This is a genomic window from Mongoliibacter sp. (genome assembly GCF_007692705.1).
Taxonomy (GTDB): domain Bacteria; phylum Bacteroidota; class Bacteroidia; order Cytophagales; family Cyclobacteriaceae; genus Mongoliibacter.
This window is the reverse complement of sequence record NZ_REBN01000137.1, coordinates 1-24,564: the sequence shown is the minus strand read 5'-3', so window position 1 is coordinate 24,564 and position 24,564 is coordinate 1. Positions and strand designations below refer to the sequence as shown.

The window sequence follows — 24,564 nt, the reverse complement described above, 5'->3', positions numbered from 1 at the left end:
TTTTTGTTTTCCGGTTACAAATGTAGAAGTCTTATCCAAGTTTTTATTTTAGTAATTGTTAAGTTTTAACATTTATTCACAACATTACTTAACAATTTCTTAACATTGGAAATAGAAGGAAATTTCACTTATCCTTCATTTTAGCCGTTGCAATCGGTTTAATTCCGTTATTTTTAGATGAAAATCGAATTTAATTTCTGTGACCGAAAAATAATGTTAAGAAATCTTTATGCAAATGTTAACAGCGAACTTTGTGTAAAAATCGGAAGTTATAGGGTATTATCTCCCTATATTTAGCAACAAATCACAATGCCTCTATGAAAAAAAGAAATATATTACTGTTGTACGTTTTTTTATTAGTCAGTATAATGGATATTCTTTTTGTTGCGAATGGTGAGGCTGATCTGAGGTATTTTTCAAAACCTTTCATTATCATTTCCTTATGGGGCTACTTTATTACTTCCTCTACAGCCATAAGGGGGACAATTTTGAGGAATGCCATAAGTGCTGCATTGCTTTTTTCTTGGGCTGGAGATATATTGTTGTTATTCCCTAATCTATTTCTCTATGGGTTAGGCGCTTTCTTAATGGCTCATTTATGTTACATATTTGCTTTTAAAATCGCACAGATCAATCCTTTTGCCATAGGAAAGGTGAATTTCATCAAGCTTTTCCTTTATAATCTCCCCATTTATTTTGTAGCAGCTTTTGTTTTTTTTCTGATCAATCCTGGACTTGGTACTATGAAAATTCCAGTTATTATCTACCTCATTGTAATAGTGTTGATGGTGACTGTTGCAAGAGAGAGGTTTGGGAAAACCAATGCAGTTAGTTTTTGGCAGGTGTTCTTGGGGGGGATATTCTTTTTGATTTCAGATGGAATATTGGCTTTGAATATGTTTTATCAGCCCTTTCCTGAATCCGGGGTCTTGGTTATGGGAACATATATTTTTGCCCAATTTCTTATTATAAGGGGCTTGATGGCGCACGGACAAGAATACAAAACAGCCAAAAAACAAAAAGACCTGCCATAAAATTAAAGCAGGTCTAAGTTTTGAAGTTTTAAAATCTTATTAACCTTTTGGCAATACTACTGTATCAATTACGTGAATCACACCATTAGACTGGAAAACATCACTAATAGTGACCTTTGACTGATTTCCGCTCTCATCTGAAATGTAAAGGTCTTTCCCTTTCATCCAGGCAGTTAATTCACCACCACTTACAGTTTTCAAAGTTGCTTTACCATTGCCTTTTTTGATAGCCTCAGCAATCTCTTTAGAACCCATTTTCCCAGCTACCACGTGGTAGGTAAGGATATTTGTCAAAGTGTTTTTGTTTTCTGGCTTTACCAAAGTCTCTACAGTACCTGCCGGCAATTTTTCAAAAGCAGCATTGGTTGGTGCAAAAACTGTAAACGGTCCGTCAGACTGTAAGGTCTCTACCAATCCAGCTGCCTGAACTGCTGCCACCAGAGTAGTGTGGTCTTTAGAATTCACAGCATTTTCAACAATGTTTTTGGAAGGATACATCGCTGCACCACCTACTTCTACAGTTTTTTCTTTTTGTCCGAAAGCTGTAAATGTGCTTAACACGAACATCGCCAAAATGGCTACTTGAAACAATCTCATGATTTTCATAAATAATATTGGTTTAAATGTTATGGCAGGATTTACGGGTATCTGGTACTGTTTGGATTTTGGAAGGTCAAAAAAATGTATTTATGACCAATTGTTTTAGATTTGTGATTCTGTAAAAAATAACAACAAATGCATCAGGAGAAAATCGAAGCCATCAAATCATCAATAGCAGCAGCTGAGGCCAATAATGCCGATGAACTTGAGGCATACCGAATGAAATATATCAGTAAGAAATCTGTAGTAGGTGAGCTCTTTGCAGGCATGAGGGAGATTCCTAATGAGCAAAAAAAGGAATATGGACAAACAATCAATGAAGTCAAACAATTGGCTGAGGCAAAGTTTCAGGAGCTGATTGAAAAGGTCAACAGCTCTTCTTCAAAGTCTAAATCCACAGATCTGGATCTCACTTTACCTCCTAGCAATATTGCTGCTGGTGGCATTCACCCCCTGACTGCTACCCGTCAGCGGATCATTGAGATTTTTGAGAGAATTGGCTTCAACCTGTCTGATGGTCCTGAAATTGAAGATGACTGGCATAATTTTACAGCACTTAATTTCCCGGAAAACCATCCAGCAAGGGAAATGCAGGATACATTTTTTATTGAAAAAAATCCTGATATCGCCTTGCGTACACATACTTCATCAGTACAGGTGAGGGTGATGGAAAACCAAAAGCCACCGATCAGGACCTTATCTCCGGGCCGTGTTTACAGGAATGAGGCCATTTCTGCGCGGGCGCATTGCATATTTCACCAAGTAGAAGGTTTATACGTGGATGAAAACGTAGGTTTTTCAGACTTGAAAAATACCCTTTATCACTTTGCAAAGGAGATGTTCGGCAAAGAAACAAAGGTCAGGTTCAGGCCCTCTTTTTTCCCTTTTACCGAACCCAGTGCGGAGATTGATATATCTTGTCAGCTCTGTGGAGGCAAAGGCTGCAATGTATGTAAAGGAACAGGATGGGTAGAAATCGGTGGTTCCGGTATGGTGGATCCCAATGTGCTGGAAAACTGTGGAATAGATTCTACAAGATATACTGGATTTGCATTTGGAATGGGTATAGAAAGGATTGCCATGCTCAAATACCAGATCAAAGATCTTAGGTTGTTTACAGAAAATGATGTAAGGTTCCTGAAGCAATTTAGGTCTATGGTATAACGATGGTATTTAATTGCCACGAAGTCACGAGGGCACTAAGAATATCACGAAGAGCTTTTTAAGTTTCGGTTAGTGGGACACTAACCGAGGCTGAGGTCTATGATTTAAGCGTGGAGTCTTAGTTTTTTATGTAAAAAGTGGGAAATGATATTTCTTGATATTTGGATATTGATGGATATTTGAACTTAGTACATGAGCTGCAATTTTAGAAAATTAGCCCTTGTAATATTGAAATTTCCAGATTGTGGGGTCAAGTTCTGCGAAAATCAGTGGGATCTGCGGGACAATATGATCCCGCTGATACCGCAGAACCTGTCCCGAGCATCGGGATTGCGCAGAAGATAAAGAGATACAAAAGCCCCACCTTGTCATGTCGAATGTAATGAGACATCTTTTCCAACATTTAAATTTCGGTTAGTGGGGACACTAACCGAGGAGTAGAACATTTAAATGTCGGTTAGTGGCGACACCAACCAAGGCAGAGATAACTTGGTGAATCCTTTGTGTCTTGGTGACTTTGTGGCCTGAGTTGTGAATCCTTTGTGCCTTAGTGACCTTATGTTTTTGTGGCTTACTACTTTAATTGACCCTAAAACGTATAGTATCTAAAAATGAGGCCACTTCTTCAAGCAAGTCCATATTCTTTACCAAGGAGTTACCCAATACTACCAAATCAGCACCGGCCTGATAGGCAGTTTTGATCTTGTCCAAGCTGTCTAAACCTCCTCCAACTATCAAAGGGGACTCAATGGCTTTTTTTACACTTTTAATAATTTTGGCAGAAACGGGGAATGGAGCGCCACTTCCAGCATCAATGTAAAAGTATTTCAATCCTAAAAATTTACCAGCAAGTGCAGTTGCGACTGACAGCTCAGGATGATGATTGGGCAAAGGAATCGTCTGACTAATATAGTGTACCGAAGTTTTTTCTCCTCCATCTACTAGCAAATAACCTGTAGGCAAAACCTCCACTTTACTACGGGCTAATTCTGGTGCTATACTCACATGCTGCCCAATCAACAAATCCGGATTTCTTCCGGAAATCAAAGACATAAATAAAATTCCATCTGCCTCATGCGAAAATTGGATAGCACTTCCAGGGAAAAGAATAACCGGGGTTACCTCATCAACAGATTTGATCAAACGTATGATTTCTGATATACTGTTTCTCTGAAGTAAACTTCCTCCTAAAAAGTAAAAATCAACTTTTGCAATGACAGCTCTTTTAAGTTTTTCGTGAAAATCATCCTCTGATTGAAAATCATCCGGATCAATCAGCCATATCAGGCCCTTTTTACCAGATTGGAAAAAGTCCGATATTTTTTCGCTGATGAGGCTACTCATCTGTTTCAGAATTTTCCTTTTTGGCCATTTGATCTAAAAACTGCTGTTTCCCATAATTGATCAAAACAGGAAGCAATAAAGCGCCCATCCTACTTATAAATCCTGAGCTTTGTTTTTGTGTTAGTTTTTTCTCGAGTTCATCGTCCAAGAGGCCCTCTCTTTCTAAAACCTTGAGGACATTTTCAGTTTTCTTATTTTTTTTACCTGATAAAATCCTGAATACAGAGAAAGCTACTAATCCTCCCACCAACACTCCAGCACCAGCTTTCACCCAGTCTTCGGATTCTTTTTTTGCAAGGCTGAGCTGCATACCTAAAGTCTGTTCCAGTTCTTCGGCCTTCTTTTTTAAATCCTCCTTCATTGCTTCTTCCTTTTTCTTCCAAAAATAAAGCCTAAAACAAAGCCTCTAATTCCGTTCAGAAGTCCTTTTGCATCCTTAATGAAGAGGAGCAACAAAAAGAGTAATAAGTAAATGAAGGCCACGTAAAGGAATCCCTTGTAGGTAGAGTAAAGTAATTCACTTAGATAAAAAGCCAGAGAAATACTTGCAAACAACAACATGAGCAAGGTTGCCACAACCATAGTTACCAAAATTACAATTTTGGTCATGATGGCAGATATCCTATCACTGATCTCATCTTTGATCAGCTCCAGTCTCACTTCTATAAGCTGCTTGATTGTCTGTATTATTTCAGAAACATTAATCATAAAAAACTTTATTTGGTGGCAATTAAGTTTCCAATATACAGCAAAAAGCTGGCATCAAAAACTTTCGGTTGACTCCGGTTCCTGATTTTCTGTGTAGAACATATACGTCATGACACGCTCCAAAGCCTCTTTAATGGCAAGGTTGATAGGTTTCTGATCTTCTGCAAGCCTTGTGTCAATATTATTCAATTTCCTATATGTGTCAGCATTTGAGGGGATAGGCATGCCTTCATTGACTGCGATTGCAGCATCTTGGTATTGAACCTCTTTAATCGTCTTTATATTTTTACAGGTGATTATTTCTTTTTTGCCATTCCTGTTGGTTCGGGTAGCTGACCCAAATAAGCGGCAAATCAATCCCCTATTCTGGTAATCTGAACAAAAACCAGAGGAGCCATCGACGGAAAAACTTTTGTACACTATACAGAATTCCTCTTCGCTTGTCTTTTCAAGTAAAATCAATGCTTCTTCGGCTTTACCTTTATCATAAAGATCAAAAGCCAATGGTAAAAATTCCAGTACAGATGCACTTACTTTGGGATTGGCACAACATTTTCCACAACCGGGTATACAACCCAATTGGCTGGCGTCCAAAAACGCCTTGATTTCGAGGTCAAGTTCGGTAAACAAAGTCCTGACTTCCTGCGACTTTTCCCTTAGGTTCATAGATTTCAATTAAAAGCCTGCGAAAGTACCTAGAGTTTTCCATCTACACAATAGCAAGGGGTTCGGTGAGTCGATTTATATCACTCAATTCAGAAATGTACGCCCCTCTTTTATAAAATTTCGTATAAGTTCTATCTTTACGGGCTTAAATTTAATTTTTGAGCCTTTGACTAACCAAGAAAATAAGGAATCAGCATGAGTAAAATGTCCAATAATTTTGACGAAAAAAGGGAGGAAAAAATCCGTAAGGCCTTCAAGGAAAGGGACTGGAATGAGATCAAGAGTACGGATTCCTGGGTAATTTTTAAGGTGATTTCGGAATTTGTAGAAGGTTTTGAAAAACTTTCTAAAATCGGGCCATGTGTATCGGTTTTCGGTTCTGCCAGAACACCTTCTGATCACCCACATTATAAAGTTGCAGAAGACCTTTCAGCCAAACTGGTCAGACACGGCTATGGAGTAATTACAGGAGGTGGACCTGGTATCATGGAGGCGGCCAATAAAGGAGCCGCTTCAGAAAACGGACGTTCTGTGGGTCTTTGTATCAAGTTGCCCTTTGAAGCCAAAGGGAATATTTATATAGATCCGGATAAAATGATCATGTTCGATTATTTCTTCGTCCGAAAAGTAATGTTCACGAAATATTCGCAGGGATTTGTAGTGTTACCAGGGGGATTCGGCACTTTGGATGAACTCTTTGAAGCCATGACCCTGATTCAGACCATCAAAATCGGAAGGTTTCCTATAGTGCTTGTAGGAAAGGAATATTGGTCTGGCCTTATGGATTGGATCAAAAGTACCCTGCTTGAACAATACAATTATATCAATTCTGAGGATCTTGACCTATTCATATTAGTAGATGATGCCACAGAAGCTGTAAAAGTTATTGATGACTTCTATGGGAAATATTTATTAACTCCAAACTATTGATTTTGCATAGAATTCACCTCTTTCTCCTTTATGGGCTCATAGGGCTATTATTTCTTTTATGGTTTTTTGAAAATCAGAAGGATTCTAATGATGATTTGTACACTAAGGAAATCACGATGGAATCCAGTTCTGGAGAGGTGATGACTTTTAGTATTCCGGAGCCTAAAGTTCGCATCTTTGACATTCCCAAGCAGATCACCTTTGCTGATGAAAATGTGCCTTTGGATCAACCTGATATCAAAGAGCGCTTCGAAAGGGAGATTTATGTCAATGCCTACTGGCAATCCAATATGATACTTTTGATGAAGCGGGCCAACAAGTTCCTACCTTCCATTGAAAAAATTCTTAAGCAACAAGGAATTCCGGATGATTTCAAATATTTGGCTATGGCTGAATCGGGCTTGATGAACGTAGTAAGCCCGGCTGGTGCCAGAGGTTTTTGGCAGTTTATGCCTGCTACTGCAAAGGAGTATGACCTGGAAGTCAGCGACGAAGTTGATGAGCGTTACCATTTGGAAAAATCCACGGTAGCCACCTGCAAATACCTTAAGTCAGCCTTTGCCAAATTCGGAAATTGGACTGCTGTGGCTGCCAGCTACAATATGGGTATTACAGGATTTGGAAAAAGACTTCAGGAGCAAAGACAGGCCAATTATTACGACCTTTTGCTCAATGATGAAACGAGTAGGTATTTATTTCGGATTCTGGCATTTAAAGAGATTTTTGAAAACCCGGTAAAATATGGTTTTGAACTTCGGGAAAGCGAGCTGTATCAGGCTCCGGTTTTCAGAAATCTTTTGGTTGATAGTGATATTGACAACCTTGCTGCATGGGCTATAAAACACAACAGCAACTATAAAGAATTAAAGCTCCATAACCCATGGTTGAGATCATCCAAGCTCAAAGTGAAAAAAGGGAAATCTTATAGTATTCAATTGCCAGTTTCTAATTTCTAATTTGTGTCTAAACAATTCGGTTAAAATTTATAACTTACTGCTTCCTAATTTACTGGCATGAGGAAAACTTCACACAGAGGGATGACCCCGATAGCTATCGGGGTTGTGAGATTCCATAGCCTGCCCCGATCCATCGGGGTGACCTCTTAAAAACATATAAACACATGAAAAAAATCTTATGGGGTGCTCTTATTTTTCTGGCTGTCCTGGCATTTTTTATGCGTGTCGTCCCATTTTTAATCAACACCTACCTCAATCAGAATGCTGACCGCATAGTGAGTGACATGATTACGCGAACTTCTACATTTGGAAGTCATGAGATCCGTTTTGGAGAAATTATACTCGATTATAATTATAAGGGGACTTTTTTAAGGGTAAAAGACATTGAGGTCACTCCACCTACTCTTGAAAGTGAAGGAAAGGTGAAAGTAAAGCTTAATGCAGAGAGATTAAACATTACGGGCTTCAATTGGTATTCCTTTATTTTTCAAAATACCATTTCAGTAGACTCCGCATTTTTGGATAATGTTGTTGTCGTTTCATCAAGTCCTCCATTGGATTCTTTAGTCAATGAAAACAATGAAGATAAAGAGGAATCCAAAAAAAATAAAAACGGCGATTACGATGATATCAAAGTCGGTTATTTTGAACTAAGAGATCTTACTGTACAGCTCAGAGAAGACTCGAATGACTCCCTGAGGATGTCCATGATGGATATGGATATTCAAGCCTACGAATTCAGCCTTCCAAAAGAATATTTAAGGGATTCTAAGGCATTGTTTGATGTGGGATCAGTTCATGGTACAATAGAAAGTGCAGAGTTTCACTTTGACGAGTTCAGGCAATATGCTAGGGTGGAAGATATAGAGTTGGATACAAAATCCGGAACTATGTCTATTGAATACCTTGGTCTTTTGAATAAAGAAGATCAATATGAGTACACCGCTCAGTTTGATTATGATCAAGGTTGGGTAGAGATAGACAAGGTGAATATGGATTTCCGGGGGCTGGACTTTATGCAATTCTTCAGAGAAAGCACAATTGAAGTTGATACAGTATTTGCAAGAAATATGGAGCTGTTGGCTTTCAAAGACAAGAGAAAGCCAGAGGACAAGAGTCGTCGCCCTAAAATGCTTAACCAAATTTTGGAAGAAATAGACCAAAAGATTCATATTGAAAACTTATTTCTTGAAAATGCTTACATCAAAATAGAGGAAAGACCGGATAATGATGCCCCTTCTGCAGGCTATATTTACTTTTCGGATGTCAATGCACACGCTACCAACATCACCAATATTAGTGATAGGGTTGAAAAAAATAACGAAATCCTGATAGATGCTTCTGGGAAATTGATGGGAGAAGGCTCACTAGAGACAAAAATCACCTATTATTTGGATACTGAGATGCATGATTTCAGACTTGTGGGAACGCTAAGGAATTTCAACTTACCTGCTGTCAATACCATGATCGAGCCGGAAGCTAAGGTTGGAATAAAAGATGGAAAAGTAAATAGATTGGATTTCAATATTGCCGCAAATGATTACGAAGGAAGCGGTGAACTGATTTTCAGGTATGAAAACCTGGAAATAGAAATCCTGAATGATGATTTCGAGAGTGATAATAACCTTTTGAGAAAATTGGGGGCATTTGTAGCCAATAAGTTGGTGATCAAATCAAATAATCCCGATAAGAGAGGAAATCTCAAAAAAGGAAATGTGTATTTCATGCGTGTCCAACATAAGTCCATGTTTCACTATTGGTGGCAGTTGATTTTTTCGGGACTCAAATCCACTCTGACTGGGGAGGAAATTTCAGAAATGAGGGAAAAGGCAAAAGCCGAAAGGTCAGGGGAGGAAAGCTCCGGCAAACTGTTCAATATCTCATTTGGCAGCAAGGATAAAGAGGATAAACCAAGCAGAAAGGAAAGGCGGGAAGCCCGAAGGGCTGAAAAGGAAAAAGAATAATCTGCAAAAATAAAACCTTGCATAGGTCTTCGGGTTTTATGATTGGACCCTTTTCGGAATCCCCATCTATTCTGTGTATTTTTGCGAGCTTTAAAACATGCATACATCCTCCATGTCAGACCTATTAGTTGAAAAAAAAGAAGAGTTGATTGAAATCTTTGGAGCCAGAGAACACAATCTGAAAAACATTGATATTTCAATTCCGCGAAATAAACTCATCGTCCTTACTGGCCTAAGTGGAAGTGGTAAAAGCTCATTGGCTTTTGACACCATTTATGCAGAGGGACAAAGAAGGTATATGGAAAGTTTTTCGGCCTATGCCCGTTCATTTTTGGGTGGCATGGAAAGACCTGATGTGGATAAAATCAACGGTCTTTCCCCGGTGATTTCCATTGAACAAAAGACAACCTCCAAAAACCCAAGGTCTACAGTAGGCACTGTTACTGAAATTTATGACTTTATGAGGTTGCTTTTTGCCCGTGCGGGAGTAGCCTATTCCTACCTAAGCGGGCACAAAATGATCCGTCAGACTGAAGATCAGATTGTAGAACAGCTATTTGATAATTTTGAGGGGAAAAAACTATATGTACTTGCCCCTGTGGTAAAAGGGCGAAAAGGCCATTATAGAGAGCTCTTCGAGCAAATACGTAAAATGGGTTTTTCAAAAGTTCGCGTAGATGGGGTCGTTATGGATGTTCAGCCAAAAATGCAGGTTGACCGCTACAAAATCCACGATATTGAAATCGTCATTGACAGGATAGTTGCAGATCAGGAAGATCGTTACAGGATAAGCCAATCATTGAAAACAGCCCTGCAACACGGAAAAGGGATCATCATGTTGAGGGATGAGGAGGGAAATATCCACCATTTTTCCAAATATTTGATGGATCCGACTACAGGTCTTTCTTATGATGAGCCTGCACCAAACACCTTTTCTTTCAACAGCCCATACGGTGCTTGTCCTACCTGCAATGGATTAGGGGTGATTGACGAGATCACGAGAGAGAGCATTATTCCTGATCCTAGCTTGAGCATAACTAGAGGTGGTATTGCTCCTTTGGGAGAGTACAGGGATGTATGGATTTTCAAAAAAATAGAAGCCATACTCAAGCATTATAAATGTAGTATTTCAACTCCGATAGCGAAACTTCCTGAAGAGGTAGTTGAGATATTGCTTTATGGTGACAAGATTGAGGTGGCTGTTGATTCTGTCAAATACCCCGGGACCAAATGGCACACCACTTTTGAAGGAATAGTTAATTTTTTACAAAAGCAACAAGAAGGAGGAACTGAAAAGATCCAGGATTGGGTAAGTGAATTCACCATTACAAAGACCTGCCCAGACTGTGATGGATATAGGCTGAAAAAAGAGGCCTTACATATTAAAATGGACGATATGCATATTGGCCAATTGGCGAATATGGATATTCAAGCCCTCGGCGATTGGTTTGAAAACCTAGAGGAAAGACTGGATGAGAGGCAGAATGTAATTGCCAAGGAGGTACTTAAAGAGATAAGGAAAAGAATTGGTTTTCTTTTGGATATAGGCTTGGATTACTTATCACTCAACAGACCCTTAAGAACGCTATCAGGAGGAGAGGCACAGCGTATCAGGCTCGCCACTCAGATTGGAACACAACTGGTAGGGGTGTTGTATATACTTGATGAGCCTAGTATAGGCCTCCATCAAAGAGACAATGTCAAACTGATCAAAGCCTTACAAGACCTGCGAGATTTGGGTAATTCGGTAATAGTGGTCGAGCATGATAAAGATATGATGATGGCGGCAGATTTTGTTATCGATATAGGCCCAGGAGCCGGGAGGCACGGAGGACAAATTGTTGCCGCTGGGACTCCAAAAGAAATGCTGACCAAAGACAGTTTAACAGCCAGGTATCTAAATGGTGAAGTAAACATTCAAATACCTTCTTCAAGAAGAAAAGGTAGTGGGGAAATGCTTGTGCTGAAAGGTGCTTCTGGCAATAATCTCAAAAATGTAGACCTCAAACTTCCACTTGGGACAATGATTTCGGTTACTGGTGTTTCCGGATCAGGGAAAAGCTCACTAATTCACGAAACACTTTATCCTTTGCTGAATCAGCATTTTTACAAATCAAAAAGAGAGCCCCTGCCTTATAAAAGTATTACAGGGCTGGAACACCTAGATAAAGTGATTGAAGTAGACCAGTCCCCAATTGGTAGGACCCCAAGATCAAATCCAGCTACCTATACAGGTGTGTTTACTGATATCAGGGCATTATTTACTGAATTGCCGGAAGCCAAAATCAGAGGCTATAAGCCCGGTCGATTTAGCTTCAATGTCAAAGGAGGCCGCTGTGAAGATTGTGAAGGAGCAGGGATGAAACTCGTTGAAATGGACTTTTTGCCTGATGTACATATTCCATGTGAAACCTGTAAAGGGAAAAGATATAACCGAGAAACATTAGAAGTACGGTTTAAAGGGAAATCTATCTCAGATGTTTTGGATATGACTGTGGAACAAGCGGTAGAGTTCTTTGAATTTCAGCCCAAGATCCTTCGAAAAATAAAAACCCTAAATGACGTAGGTCTTGGGTATATTACTTTGGGACAGCATGCTACAACACTTTCCGGAGGAGAGGCACAAAGGGTAAAGCTGGCAACTGAGTTGTCCAAAAAAGACACCGGTAAAACCTTTTATATTTTAGATGAGCCTACTACAGGACTTCACTTTCAGGATATTGAACATCTTTTGGAAGTTCTCAATAGACTTGTGGACAAGGGCAATACTGTGCTGATCATAGAGCATAACCTTGACATCATCAAGGTTGCGGATCATATAGTGGACCTTGGTCCCGAAGGTGGATCCAAAGGAGGGCAGATAATAACCAAGGGCAGTCCGGAACAGGTAGCAAAACATAAAACAAGCCATACAGCAAGATTCTTGAAGGAAGAATTAAGTTGAGCACCTTATATAACCCTCCATTGCGAATTAAATACCCTGCTGTAAAATGCTTGTGCCATCCAGTAAAGGCTTAATTATATTAGCACCCGATATATGAATAGGATTCGCTTATATTGGAGTTTGCAAATACTGGGATGGTCATGCTTGGCATTGATTTACCTGTTTTTTGTCTCATTGGACAGAGGGATATCTCCTGTCCAGATAGGTGCTTTCTTTTCTTTATCGGCCTTTTATCTTTTTTCCACGCATATATTTAGAAATGTAATTAAGAAATACGGTTGGTTTAACCTCAACTTTGGCCGTTTATTGTTTTACACTTTTCTTGCATTGACGGCACTTAGTATCACCAATACACTTGCTCAGATTCTTATCAATTGGATTTTTGATACTTTGGATCCGGAGGTTGACTTTCGTCCAGTAGTCATTGCTGGAAATATTTTTGTAAGCTTTTTGTTCTATGCGCTTTGGGCAATGTTATATTTCCTCTTTCACTTTTTGGACAATTATAATCAGTCTTTGAAGTATCAGGCAAAGATTAATGAAATTCAACTCAACCACCTTAAAAGCCAACTGAACCCTCATTTTATTTTCAATGCTTTGAACAGTGTAAGGGCTTTGGTAGATGAAGACCCCATCAAAGCAAAATCGGCCATTACACAATTATCCAATATCCTCAGGTTTTCATTGATGATGGATAAAAAAAGGACTATTGATTTTGAAAATGAATTCAATACAGTCAAAGATTATCTTAACCTGGAGTCTATCCGCTTCGAAGAACGGCTTGAAGTGAAATATGAGATTGACCCTACTGCTTATGAATATAAAGTTCCTCCTATGATGCTGCAAACTATTGTGGAAAACGCGATCAAACATGGTATCTCCAATAGGGTAAAAGGTGGTTTGATACAAATCAAATGTCATGAGGGGATTTCCGATAGCCTTATCATACAGGTAAAGAACAGTGGTCAACTGAAAACCAATGCTTTGACCAAAAAAAAAGATGGCGAAGGACATGGTATCAGCAATACCATACAGCGGCTGAAATTGATTTATGGAAGCCGGGCTTCTTTTAAGATTTTCAATTCCGGAAGCGATTTTGTCATCACTGAAATAAAAATTCCAAAACAAAACCTTACATTAGGTTAAAAATTAACAAAAAATGCGCGCACTTGTAATCGACGATGAGAGATTGGCCAGAAAAGAGCTGATTAATTTACTTTCACAATTTGACCAAGTAGAAGTGGTTGGTGAGGCAAACAACGTAGATGATGCCAAGGAAAAAATAGAATCTTTAAATCCAGATGTCGTTTTCCTGGATATTCAAATGCCTGAAAAGACAGGGTTCGATTTGCTTGAAGAACTTGACAATGTTCCACATGTCATTTTCACCACTGCATACGACGAATATGCTTTAAAAGCTTTTCAGGTCAATGCCCTTGACTATTTACTCAAACCAGTCGAGCCCAAAAGGCTTGGCGAAGCAATTGAAAGACTTCAAAAAAAGCTCTCTGACACTCACGAAAGGCTGGAAAGTGCTACGGAATCCCAACAAAATAAAAAGCTAACCCTCAATGATCAGGTTTTTGTCAAAGATGGAGACAGGTGTTGGTTTGTCAAGCTTCAAAATGTGAGGTTATTTGAATCTGATGGCAATTATATCAAAGTCTATTTTGAAAATAATAAGCCTATGATCCACAAATCCCTTAATGCTCTGGATGAAAGACTGGATGAAAAATCTTTTTTTCGAGCCAGCAGAAAGCATATCATTAACTTAAGTTGGGTGGAGGCCATAGAGCCTTGGTTCAATGGAGGTCTTGTCGTTACGCTCAAAGGGGGAGATAGAATAGAAGTAAGTAGAAGACAAGCTGCAAGGTTCAAAGATATGATGAGCCTTTAAGTGTATATGACTTAACCGGAATCAAGAAAATCAACTGTTTTATTGATTCCCAAAACCAAATTTTGTAAATAGAGGTATCTATTGGTTTTGTATCTATTAAAATCTATTTTATTAAAATTTTAACGCTTAATTTCTCAAGTAAGCACTATGAAAGAGGAGAGAATTTTAATCGTCGAAGACGATATCAATATTGCTGAAAATATTGAAGAAATTTTGGAGCTTTTAGGATATGTCAACATAGACACAGCTAATTCCGCCAATCAAGCCATAAAAGTCGTCAAAAAATACCGACCTGATTTGGTATTTATGGATATCAAGCTCAAGGGAGATAAGGATGGAATCGAACTGGGAGAAATCATCAAACAAATGGTTGATGCTCCTTTGGTTTTTGTAACCTCTTACTCTGACCCTACTATAATCGAAAGGGCAAAACGAATTAATCCAGCAGGTTTTATTGTGAAACCTTTCAATACCAATGATATACATGCCATAGTAGAGATTGTACTATACAATAAGAGAGCAAAGCCCGCGCCGGCTACATCTGCTACAGTATCAAATTTGGATGAAAGCCCTTACTTGGTTACCGATGCTGTTTTTATCAAATCAGACAACGCGTATGAGCGGGTTCCTTACAAAGACATTTATTATGTGGAAGCCAATGGAAATATGGTTACCATCTATTGTAAAGGAAGGAATTTCACAATAAGAAAGTCTATGAAGGATATGGAAGAAAAACTTCCATCAAATCTTTTCTTAAGGGTACAAAAATCTTTTATTGTGCAATTGGCCCAAATCGAAAGCTTTAATACCAAGGATATCTCATTGATTTCCGGACCAGTGGTACAGGTTGGGAGACAATATTACAATGGCTTCTTAGCCAAATTAAATACCATCACAGAAAGTTGATTCCATAAAAAAGGTGAGCAACGCTCACCTTTTTTACTTTTCAAAAAACCAAACAATCAACTAAACTGTCATATTAAGTAAAATTCATGTTTGCCAGAAGACATCATGAAACTTCCACTTTTTAATAATTCTTTGAACTTCCCTTCGATTTCGGATTTCTCTCCATAAAATTCAGCAACCACTTCTCCATACTTGTTTATGAATGTAATTGTAGGGAGGGTTTTTAGATGAAGTTCATCCATGTTGACTTCCAAAACCATTGCAGGTTCTTTCAATTCTTTCACTGTGTCATTTACTGCTATGTGGGCAGTCTCCATATCGAAATTTTGTACTTTCGCTTCTGCTTTGGCTGACCATAAAATTGTCAAAGCCATCAAAAGGCCAATAAAGGCACATACATTGTGCTGAGTTAAAATAGTTGGTTTCATTTTCGTAAGGTTTAATTTTTTCAATGTTTTTGTTCCCAAGCATTGTGGATTGGTGTAAGCTATATGCCAAAATCTGATCCTAAATTTTTAAAATATTGAATATCAAGTATTTACTATTTTAGGAATTTTTTTCAGTGTACAAAAACGAACACCCAATACAGTAATTTGATACAATTAATCGGATTAGAATAAAGGAAAAAGGTTGCTTGGAGTAGGTTAAAAAAACTAAAAACATCGAACAAGTAGACATGTCTACTTAAAATTTCTCATACTGTTTTCTTGTCAAATCCTTTTCTGGTCATTTCACCCCAACCTTTATTACCGCTGAGTTTTTCCCAATTTCCCTTTAGTGATGCATATACTGTAAAGGGATGAAAAAACAATGGTTCAATTAGCGCCTCATTCGGACAATTAATTCCATATCCTCACCTACAGTAGCTGTGCTGTATCCCCCACATTGCATGTTTACCTCCCGGTTTGAGTGATTACTTCTTGAAGAGTCTTGATATCCAATTCAGCTGGTTTTAATCTTATTTATTCCTTTTCTTTCTGATCATTTAGCCATGCAACTTTTTGTTCTGACTGATGGGCTTGTCCAAGTATATTTGAATACAACTCAGGTCTTCTGGCTTTTAGGTAACGAGACCCTCCAGCTTGAGTCAATTTTTCAGCTTGTAGGGAAGCAATTACAAAACTATCTCCAAAATCCCTGCATTCTGCCAAAATATCCCCAAATGGATCTACGATCATGGAACAGCCGTTTTTCAACTGATCATCATCCATCCCAATGGGGTTGGAAAAAACCGCATATACGGCATTGTCATAAGCTCTTGCCGGTAACCATTTCATCAACCAAGCTCTTCCCTTCAGACCATCAAATTCCATTCTCAAACTTGTAGGGTCTTTTTCTCTGTTCTTCCAGAGTTTTGGATCCACAAATCCTGCTCCAGGTCGGGTTGATGGCGTACACATAGTCACATGAGGCATGAATATGATATCTGCGCCCAGCAACTTGGTGGCGCGTACGTTTTCGATGATATTGTTATCATAGCAGATCAGAATCCCGCATTTCCAACCTAAGAGATCAAACACCACATACTCATTTCCCGGCAATACATGAGGATTGATAAAGGGGTGAAGTTTTCTGTATTTTGCAACGAGTCCATTTGAATCTACACATACATAAGCTTTGTAAACCCTGCCATCCCTTTCTTTTTCAAATAGCCCAGCCAAAACCACAATCTTATTTTTCTTTGATATTTCTTTTAGTTTTTGCAACGAGGGGCCATCTGGAATTGGCTCTGCCAATTCCAGTAACTCTTCCCGGTTTAACTTGCGGGCAAAAGAATATCCAGTAATCGAACACTCGTGAAAAGCAATCACTTGAGCACCCTTTTGTGCTGCTTGTGCAGATAATTTATCAATTACCGCTAGGTTATAGGCTTTGTCACCACTACGGTTTTCAAATTGTGCACTGGCAATTTTGAGATTTTGCATTATATAAATCATTTACTGATGTAAAATAAAGCTAAAGTCTTTGAGGAAAGGACCAAAGGAAAAAGGGACGAATGGAATAAAAAAACCGATGAACTGATTAAAGCCCATCGGTTTAAATTATGCTTGAAATTATTTACAATAAGTCATTTGCCAAATTCGCCAAATCAGACCTTTCACCTTTTTCAAGTTTGATATGTGAATATAATGGATGGTCCTTTACCCGGTCAATAAGGTAAGAAAGCCCATTACTTTGTGAGTCAAGGTACGGTGTGTCAATCTGGAAAATATCACCTGTAAAAATGATTTTGGTGTTTTCCCCAGCCCTACTGATAATGGTTTTGATTTCATGAGGGGTGAGGTTTTGTGCCTCATCTACTATAAAGAAGATATTTGATAATGATCTACCTCTGATATAAGCCAAAGGTTGAATCACCAATTTTTCCTGGTTGACCAGTTCAGTTATCTTTTGGTACTCCTTGTCTGATTCCTTGAATTGATTTTGGATAAATTTAAGATTATCCCAAAGTGGCTCCATATAAGGATTTAATTTCGACTTGATGTCTCCGGGAAGGTATCCAATATCTTTATTACTTAATGGTACTATAGGTCTTGCTAGGAAAACCTGCTTATACTCTCTACGCTGTTCCAAAGCACCTGCCAAAGCAAGAAGTGTTTTACCTGTTCCGGCTACGCCTTGAATGGACACCAACTTGACTCTTGGGTTCAGAATGGCATGTAAGGCAAAAGTCTGCTCTGCATTTTTTGGTTTGATATTGTAAGCCAATTTTTTGTCCACTCTTTCAAGGGTATTGTCCTCAGCATTGAAATAAGCCAAAACTGAATTTTTATCACTTTTTAATATGTAATAAGCATTGGCTTTCCTCTTTCTGGTACCCAATATCAGCTTTGCCTCCACATGGTGTTTCTCATAGAGTTGATTGATCATTTCAGGATCAATTCCCTCCAATACAAATCTTCCAGTATTTTCGAGTTCGGAAATATTTTTGATTTTGCCTGTTTCATAATCTTCAGCATAAATTTCCAAAGATTTAGCCTTCAGTCGTAGATTGATGTCCTTACTTACAAGGATGACTTTCCTGTTTTTTTCCGTCTCCTTCAGATGAAGAGCGGCATTTAGGATCTTATGGTCATTCTTCTCTTCTCCAAAGACAATGTTGGCGTTGATATTATTTTCAGGATTCATCAGTACCCTGAAATTACCTTTGGTCTTTCCATTGAGGGGAGTCCAATTATGAATCATGTTGTCCTTGGATAGTTTATCCAACAGGCGGATAAATTCCCTGGCTTCAAAATTTTTGGTATCGTTACCCTTCTTAAACTGATCGAGCTCTTCCAATACAGTAATTGGGATGACCACATCATGTTCAGCGAAGTTCATGATGGAATTATGTGCATAGAGGATGACAGAAGTATCCAGCACAAAAATTTTACGGTCTTTATCGGATTTAGCTCTAGGCATAAATGGTAAAATTTTAGTGGTTAATAGTTAGGAATAAGTTAGAAAAATAATAATAGGATTACCATTTATATAAAGAAAAATAAGAAAGATTAAGAAATCATCAGGGGTATTCGTTTGACAGTCAAGTTGATAAATTTTGCCTTAGCCATGTTCTATTTTGCCAGTATCATGATTATCCTATTTGGCTTGTAATGAATATCCAAGCTTTGGAAAAATTACAGACTTACCTTTTGTACGGGACCTAACTTTCAAATTAATTACAAAAAAAATCCTGTCGGTTTCCAGAACCTGACAGGATTAAAGCAATATAAAAGCATAATTCCTTCTATTATATACCCATATCCTTGGCTATCATTTCGGCCAAGTCATAGACTTTGACATCATGCTCTCGCTCTTTATTTTTGACTCCATCAGTCATCATGGTCAGGCAGAAAGGGCAGCCAACTGCAATGGCAGAGGCTCCTGTGGATAAAGCTTCTTCAGTACGCTCTATATTGATGTCTTTTTTGCCGTTTTCAGGCTCCTTGAACATCTGCGCTCCACCAGCACCACAGCATAATCCTTTTGTTTTGCAACGCTTCATTTCAACCAATTCCACATCCAAAGCTTTTATGACATCTCTAGGGGCTTCATACACATCATTTGCCCTACCCAGGAAACAGGAGTCATGGAAAGTGATTTTCTTTCCTTTGAATTCGCCACCACCTTGAAGGGCTACTTTTCCTTCGTTGATCAATTGCTGTAAAAATTGAGAGTGATGAATCACTTCGTAATTTCCTCCCAAAGCAGGATATTCGTTTTTTATCGTATTGAAGCAATGTGGGCAGGCAGTGACTACTTTTTTTACGTTGTAGCCGTTCATAACCTGAATATTGGCTACTGCCTGCATCTGAAATAGAAATTCATTTCCTGCTCGCCTTGCCGGATCTCCTGTACAGGCCTCCTCGGGACCCAATACAGCAAAACTGACCCCAACTTTATTGAGTATTTTTACAAATGCCTGAGTGACTGCCTTGTACCTATCATCAAATGATCCGGCACAGCCCACCCAAAAAAGAATTTCTGGATTTTCTCCTGATGAGGCCATCTCGGCCATGGTTGGAATTTTGTATGTTGACATTGTTTGGATTTTAGATTTTAGATTTAAGATTGTAGATTTTAGGGGCTCTTCCTTTTTGAATCCTATGTCTATTCTCTCTTTCTTCTTGTTTCTTGTCTCTTTTTTCTTGCTTCTTATTTCGCTTCCTCATTTTTCAAATGATCTGCCCAGTTAAACCTATCAGTTGGGGCAAATTTCCAAGGAGAAAAAGAAGTTTCCATGTTTTGGAACATGGCGTTCCATTGCGCAGGACTACCTGATTCCTCCATGGCCACATATCTTCTCATCTGAAGGATTATGGAAAGTGGATCTATATTGACTGGACAGGCTTCCACACAAGCATTGCAAGAAGTGCAGGCATTAATTTCCTCTTTGGTAGTATAGTCTCCCAAGAGTGATTTGCCATCTTCTAAGCCAGGTCCACCGGCATCTAGACTTTTACCGACCTCTTCAGCACGGTCTCTGACATCCATCATAATTTTACGCGGAGACAATTTCTTTCCGGTAATATTTGCCGGACATTCGGCTGTACATCTACCACATTCTGTGCAACTATATGCATTCATTATGTTCACCCAGGATAAATCATTGACATCCTTTGCGCCAAATCTCGCGATTTCCGCAGGAGGTTCACTAGAAGCTTCAGTCTGTATTCCCAACATCATATTGACTTCATTGGTAACTTCTTCCATATTCTTCATTTCTCCTTTAGGCTTCAGGTTAGAATACCAAGTATTGGGGAAGGCAAGGAAAATATGCAGATGCTTAGAGTAAGTCACATATACTGCAAAGGCTAGAATACCTACAATATGGAACCACCATGCAAAGCGTTCGATGAAAACCAAGGTCCCATCTGACATACCTTGGAAAATAGGCTGAATCAAACCACTGAAAAATAAACCTTGCAGCGCGATGTATTTTTCAACGCCTCTTTCAGCAAGAATCTGATCTGTAGCATTCATGGTAAGGATTGCAAACATCAGTACAATCTCTATTATAAGAATGAGGTTGGCATCTAATGCAGGCCACCCTTTTAGCTCAGTCATTGAAAGTCTCTTTACCCTCATGACATTCCTTCGTATCAGGAAAGCCACGCAGGAAACGAGAACAGCGATGGCCAGGAATTCGAACATATTCATCGCAACCGTGTAGACAGTTCCAAGGAATGGAGCAAAGATCCTATGCTGACCCGAAAATCCATCAATGATGAATTCCAGAACTTCAAGATTGATGATGATAAAGGCTACATAAATCAGCAGGTGCAGAAATGCTGGCCCCAACCTTTTAAACATCTTCTTTTGACCAAGCGCTACCAAAAGCATGGTTTTCCATCTTTGGTCTTTTTGGTCATTTCGATCTTCCTTTTGGCCAAGGAAGATATTTCTTCTCAGGTAACTGACTCTTTTGTAAAGAATGTAGCCAGCTACTGCAAAAACAAGAAGAAAAATCAACTGAGGTAAAATGCTCATATTGTTTAATTTAGCGTTTATTGAATGGGTTTATATGATTTTTTTTATTGAAATGATTTGCATCAAAGATACAAATATCTACCTTTGCATCACTTTAAACGGTAACGGTGATGTAGCTCAGTTGGTAGAGCATCGGACTGAAAATCCGTGAGTCGGTGGTTCGAATCCACTCATCACCACAAGTCCCGAGATAATCGGGACTTTTTTTATTTGTACCCTTCTAAGATTATTTACAGACTCCTTCTCCATTCTTATTCATTAGTTGATGCAAAATAATAAATAGTAGGCATGCATACTATTTTGTAAGGCAATTTAAAATCAATCTAATTTCTATTTTTTTCCCAAATTGCTGTAACATTTCAAATCCTCATGGATCATCTAACTGAATGAAGACTTTTTTTGAAGCACATATTTTATCGCTCAAAAACCAACTTTACAGAATGGCCTATCTCTGGTTGAAAGACAGGGATACTGCACAGGATGTTTTGCAAAGTGTTTTTGAAAAAGCATGGATGAGAAAAGATGAGCTTCAAAAAATGGAAAATCCAACAGGATGGATGGTTCGGGCTTTAAAGAATGAAAGCCTTCAGCATTTTCGAAACTATAAAAAGTTCGAAAAACTTGAGGGTTTGGACTTTGAATCAGAAGCAAGGGTGGAGGAAGGAGATACTGATGTCCAGGTTAAACTCGTCTTTAAGTTCTTGCAGACACTGCCTGAAAAACAGAAGGAAGTGTTTCATTTAAGAGAAGTGGAAGGATTGACCTATGAGGAAATTTCCGAGTACATGGAAATCTCCTTGGATCAGGTAAAAGTCAATTTACACAGAAGTAGAAAATCACTTCGGGAATTCCTTATAAATGCCAATTATGATGAAAGATAAGTTAAGTGAGCTTTTAAATAAGTATTGGGAGGGTAACAGCAGTCTTGAAGAAGAGCGTCAACTGAGAAAACTTCTTTCCCATACTGAAGGAATGGAGCAGGAAAAGTCTTTCTTCTTGGGTCTGGATAAATTATCAAAAAATTCTGCTGAACCCATTTCAGTTGCTCAAAAACCGTTGAATGCATTCAATAGGTGGCTTCGGTATGCGGCAGCATTGGTCATCTTATTAGTTTCAAGTTGGGTGGCCTATGATTCTTATCAGACTTATCAGCAGAGAATGGCTTACGAACAGGTAATGCAGGCCTTTATGCTTATACAGGATAACCTTCAAAAGGGAACTTCAAAGATAGAAATCATGGAGGATTTGAAATACCTCAATACTACTCATGAGTTGTTCAATGTCGATGAAGTAAAATAATTATATAGAGATCTTGCTTCATGCAGGTAAGCTAGATTTCAGGTCCACATAGGATTACCATCCAAGATGCGAGATAATCCAGATAGTTATTGGATAGTTTATTTGTGATCAATAAAGAAAAATTATAAAAAGATGAAAAAATATATCAGTGCCATTTTCCTATGTTTTATCATCTCTGGCCTTCAGGCTCAGGATGATGCTATAGTAAAATTCTTTTCTAAGTATATGGAAGACGATAACTTTTCCAGGGTATACATCAGCCCCAAGATGATGCAAATGGCAGGTGGCTTTCTCAAATCAGCTGACAGTAAAGATGAAGATTCTCAAAAAATGGGGGAGCTCATCTCTCGGGTGAAGGGCATAAGAATTTTAAGTGCCGATAAAGTCAGTGGAAATAACCTATATAAAGAAGCCATGAGCACTTTGAACAAAAATCTCTACGAGGATTTAATGGATGTGGCTGACAAAGGATCTAACATCAAGTTTATGGTGCGTGAAGAAAAAGGGAAGGTCAAGGAACTGATCATGATCAGCGGATCTAAAGATAGTTTTACACTGCTGAGTATGTTGGGTGACTTCAGTTATCAAGACCTCAATATTCTAGCTGATAAGACCAATATTCCTGGAATGGATAAGTATAAAGGAGGAAAATAAGCGGGGATTAGGTTACAGTTTGAAATAAGGAAGATATACAACTGAAATATAGTAGAAATTAGATTCAAATATTTCAGAAAGATGTGGATACGAAATTTCAGCAGTAACCAAGAAATAAAACTTCCTACTCGAACTAAAGACAAATTGATTTTAGGGATTTATTGATATTGGTTATTAAGTGATATTCAATCCTATTCAAATACATGCATTGTAGAAATAGCAGACTATTAAATAGATTAAAATTATAAAACAATGAGACGAAATTATATAGTACTTACAGTAACTTTTTTTGCACTTATTCTTCAAAACGGCTTTGCACAATCTGATCCATATGAGGCGATAAATGAGAGATTAGAAACGCCGGTAGAATCAAAGATTCTATGGCCTTGGGAAGACACCGACTCAAAAAGAGGAATGAGAATTACTGAAATGGATGCCACTTACAGGCTTTCCTTCAACGATAAAAATAAATCAGAACTCGCTATAGATTTCAAGAATTTTGAGGAAATGGTTTCAGCTGTTTACTTGAAAGACCAAGTATCTGGAAAACTTCTTGCAGAAACATTAGATAAATCAGTCTCTGCTGAATTCAAACCTGTATTTGAACAAGTAGATGGGGAAGATATCTTTTATATGTTATCAAATGGAGACAAATACCAGGAAGAGATATACTTTTTAGCAAGCAGCAAAGAAAAATACGAACTCCTATATTTTAAGTATAAGCCAAAAACCAAAGAAAAAGACAGGCTACACTTTCAACTAGAAAACACACTAAATAAATAAACCGACTATGAAAAAGCATATAATTTTATTCGCAGCCTTATTGTTGCTCCTAGGACAATACAGCTTTGCCCAAAGCAAATCTGTTGACGCTATGTATCAAAAATACAAAGGGAATGAAAACTTCTTTCACCTCGATATAGGAGGAAGTTTCATGAATTTTGCCAAGGGCTTAAATATTCAGTTGGATCATGGAAAGCAGGAAGCCATTGCAAACTCTATGGAGAGACTTAAAATGTTTAAACTCCCTGTAAGCGCTCAAACAGCAAAGACTGAGTATAATACTTTAAGAAAAGGATTAGAGAAAGAGCGCTTCGATCTCACTTTGGAAATGCAAGAAAAGAAAAATGGAATTCAGGTATTTACCAAGGGCGATAAAATCATCAGCGATATTGTTGTTCTTGTTCGGGATGATAAAAATGAGGTCATGGTTTTGGAATTATTTGGGAAATTTGATTCTGAAACTATAGCCGATATTGGTAAGGTATCCCGATAAACCTTCTAAATCTCATTTTGCAAGTGGTCCTTTTGGAAGGATCACTTTTTTATTTTTTAAATTTGGGTATTCGCAATCGATTGTTTCTTTTATCGTTTAATAATTTAAATAAAAAAAATATTATTTTGTTTTTACAGCATTATACTTAAATTAATTACAAGCGTTACCGATTGCGAAAAAATTTTATAGATTTAATTATCAATAATTATTACAAATATTTTTTATTAATTTATTAACAAAAAGCCTATT

Annotated in this window: 24 protein-coding genes and 1 tRNA gene; 15 read left to right on the top strand and 10 right to left on the bottom strand. The window is 38.2% G+C overall.

Annotation, left to right across the window (positions count from 1 at the left end):
• Positions 1-317: 317 nt before the first annotated feature.
• Positions 318-1,034, top strand: coding sequence for a lysoplasmalogenase (locus EA341_RS07670; RefSeq protein WP_293012736.1), 717 nt, complete (start codon positions 318-320; stop codon positions 1,032-1,034).
• 39 nt (positions 1,035-1,073) lie between these two features.
• Here EA341_RS07670 and EA341_RS07665 read toward each other — a convergent pair whose 3' ends face one another.
• On the bottom strand, positions 1,074-1,640 hold the full coding sequence (locus tag EA341_RS07665; protein WP_293012735.1) for a fasciclin domain-containing protein: 567 nt from the start codon (positions 1,638-1,640) through the stop codon (positions 1,074-1,076).
• Between the two features lie 129 nt (positions 1,641-1,769).
• Between EA341_RS07665 and pheS the strand changes: the two genes are divergently transcribed.
• Positions 1,770-2,798 carry a phenylalanine--tRNA ligase subunit alpha gene (gene pheS / locus EA341_RS07660; RefSeq protein WP_293012734.1) on the top strand — a complete coding sequence of 343 codons (1,029 nt, stop codon included), beginning with the start codon at positions 1,770-1,772 and terminating at the stop codon, positions 2,796-2,798.
• 579 nt (positions 2,799-3,377) lie between these two features.
• Here pheS and EA341_RS07655 read toward each other — a convergent pair.
• Genes EA341_RS07655 through EA341_RS07640 form a run of 4 tightly spaced genes read right to left on the bottom strand, consistent with a single transcriptional unit; the run spans position 3,378 to position 5,516 of the window.
• A complete protein-coding gene (locus EA341_RS07655) occupies positions 3,378-4,142 on the bottom strand; it encodes a geranylgeranylglyceryl/heptaprenylglyceryl phosphate synthase (RefSeq protein ID WP_293012733.1) in 765 nt (254 codons plus the stop codon).
• The gene (locus EA341_RS07650; RefSeq protein ID WP_293012732.1) at positions 4,135-4,503 is read right to left on the bottom strand and encodes a hypothetical protein; all 369 of its coding nucleotides are present in this window, start codon (positions 4,501-4,503) and stop codon (positions 4,135-4,137) included. Before EA341_RS07650 ends, EA341_RS07655 begins: the two co-directional genes overlap by 8 nt.
• The gene (locus EA341_RS07645) at positions 4,500-4,850 is read right to left on the bottom strand and encodes a phage holin family protein (RefSeq protein WP_293012731.1); all 351 of its coding nucleotides are present in this window, start codon (positions 4,848-4,850) and stop codon (positions 4,500-4,502) included. Before EA341_RS07645 ends, EA341_RS07650 begins: the two co-directional genes overlap by 4 nt.
• 54 nt (positions 4,851-4,904) lie before the next feature.
• The gene (locus EA341_RS07640; RefSeq protein WP_293012730.1) at positions 4,905-5,516 is read right to left on the bottom strand and encodes a YkgJ family cysteine cluster protein; all 612 of its coding nucleotides are present in this window, start codon (positions 5,514-5,516) and stop codon (positions 4,905-4,907) included.
• A 195-nt stretch (positions 5,517-5,711) separates the two neighbouring features.
• Between EA341_RS07640 and EA341_RS07635 the strand changes: the two genes are divergently transcribed.
• From EA341_RS07635 to EA341_RS07605, 7 genes are all read left to right on the top strand, one after another.
• Positions 5,712-6,446: a TIGR00730 family Rossman fold protein gene (locus EA341_RS07635; protein ID WP_293012729.1), complete on the top strand. Its 735-nt coding sequence runs from the start codon at positions 5,712-5,714 to the stop codon at positions 6,444-6,446.
• Positions 6,447-6,448: 2 nt separating this feature from the next.
• Positions 6,449-7,402 carry a lytic transglycosylase domain-containing protein gene (locus EA341_RS07630; RefSeq protein WP_293012728.1) on the top strand — a complete coding sequence of 318 codons (954 nt, stop codon included), beginning with the start codon at positions 6,449-6,451 and terminating at the stop codon, positions 7,400-7,402.
• Between the two features lie 164 nt (positions 7,403-7,566).
• Positions 7,567-9,366, top strand: coding sequence for a hypothetical protein (locus EA341_RS07625; protein ID WP_293012727.1), 1,800 nt, complete (start codon positions 7,567-7,569; stop codon positions 9,364-9,366).
• Positions 9,367-9,478: 112 nt separating this feature from the next.
• Positions 9,479-12,310 carry an excinuclease ABC subunit UvrA gene (uvrA, locus tag EA341_RS07620; RefSeq protein ID WP_293012743.1) on the top strand — a complete coding sequence of 944 codons (2,832 nt, stop codon included), beginning with the start codon at positions 9,479-9,481 and terminating at the stop codon, positions 12,308-12,310.
• Between the two features lie 93 nt (positions 12,311-12,403).
• Entirely contained in the window at positions 12,404-13,456 is a 1,053-nt protein-coding gene (locus tag EA341_RS07615; RefSeq protein ID WP_293012725.1) for a sensor histidine kinase, read from the top strand.
• Positions 13,457-13,469: 13 nt separating this feature from the next.
• Positions 13,470-14,207, top strand: a complete 738-nt coding sequence (locus EA341_RS07610; protein WP_293012723.1) for a LytTR family transcriptional regulator DNA-binding domain-containing protein — start codon at positions 13,470-13,472, stop codon at positions 14,205-14,207.
• 147 nt (positions 14,208-14,354) lie between these two features.
• The gene (locus tag EA341_RS07605) at positions 14,355-15,113 is read left to right on the top strand and encodes a response regulator (RefSeq protein ID WP_293012721.1); all 759 of its coding nucleotides are present in this window, start codon (positions 14,355-14,357) and stop codon (positions 15,111-15,113) included.
• Between the two features lie 68 nt (positions 15,114-15,181).
• Here EA341_RS07605 and EA341_RS07600 read toward each other — a convergent pair whose 3' ends face one another.
• The 5 genes from EA341_RS07600 to EA341_RS07580 form a co-directional block, all read right to left on the bottom strand.
• Complete coding sequence (locus EA341_RS07600) at positions 15,182-15,541, bottom strand: hypothetical protein (protein WP_293012720.1); 360 nt, start codon at positions 15,539-15,541, stop codon at positions 15,182-15,184.
• Between the two features lie 534 nt (positions 15,542-16,075).
• Positions 16,076-17,038 carry a nitrilase family protein gene (locus EA341_RS07595; RefSeq protein ID WP_293012719.1) on the bottom strand — a complete coding sequence of 321 codons (963 nt, stop codon included), beginning with the start codon at positions 17,036-17,038 and terminating at the stop codon, positions 16,076-16,078.
• Between the two features lie 133 nt (positions 17,039-17,171).
• Positions 17,172-18,518: a PhoH family protein gene (locus EA341_RS07590; protein ID WP_293012718.1), complete on the bottom strand. Its 1,347-nt coding sequence runs from the start codon at positions 18,516-18,518 to the stop codon at positions 17,172-17,174.
• Between the two features lie 328 nt (positions 18,519-18,846).
• On the bottom strand, positions 18,847-19,638 hold the full coding sequence (locus EA341_RS07585) for a (Fe-S)-binding protein (protein ID WP_293012717.1): 792 nt from the start codon (positions 19,636-19,638) through the stop codon (positions 18,847-18,849).
• 113 nt (positions 19,639-19,751) lie between these two features.
• A complete protein-coding gene (locus tag EA341_RS07580; RefSeq protein ID WP_293012716.1) occupies positions 19,752-21,086 on the bottom strand; it encodes a 4Fe-4S dicluster domain-containing protein in 1,335 nt (444 codons plus the stop codon).
• A 106-nt stretch (positions 21,087-21,192) separates the two neighbouring features.
• Here EA341_RS07580 and EA341_RS07575 point away from each other — a divergent pair.
• The 6 genes from EA341_RS07575 (at position 21,193) to EA341_RS07550 (ending at position 24,315) form a co-directional block, all read left to right on the top strand.
• Positions 21,193-21,265, top strand: a tRNA-Phe gene (locus tag EA341_RS07575).
• A gap of 207 nt (positions 21,266-21,472) precedes the next feature.
• Complete coding sequence (locus EA341_RS07570; protein ID WP_293012715.1) at positions 21,473-21,967, top strand: sigma-70 family RNA polymerase sigma factor; 495 nt, start codon at positions 21,473-21,475, stop codon at positions 21,965-21,967.
• Entirely contained in the window at positions 21,954-22,385 is a 432-nt protein-coding gene (locus tag EA341_RS07565) for a hypothetical protein (RefSeq protein WP_293012714.1), read from the top strand. The genes EA341_RS07570 and EA341_RS07565 overlap by 14 nt, the downstream gene beginning before the upstream one ends.
• A 132-nt stretch (positions 22,386-22,517) precedes the next feature.
• Complete coding sequence (locus tag EA341_RS07560; RefSeq protein WP_293012713.1) at positions 22,518-23,039, top strand: DUF4252 domain-containing protein; 522 nt, start codon at positions 22,518-22,520, stop codon at positions 23,037-23,039.
• A 252-nt stretch (positions 23,040-23,291) separates the two neighbouring features.
• Entirely contained in the window at positions 23,292-23,822 is a 531-nt protein-coding gene (locus EA341_RS07555) for a hypothetical protein (protein ID WP_293012712.1), read from the top strand.
• Between the two features lie 7 nt (positions 23,823-23,829).
• The gene (locus EA341_RS07550) at positions 23,830-24,315 is read left to right on the top strand and encodes a DUF4252 domain-containing protein (RefSeq protein WP_293012711.1); all 486 of its coding nucleotides are present in this window, start codon (positions 23,830-23,832) and stop codon (positions 24,313-24,315) included.
• Positions 24,316-24,564: the final 249 nt, after the last annotated feature.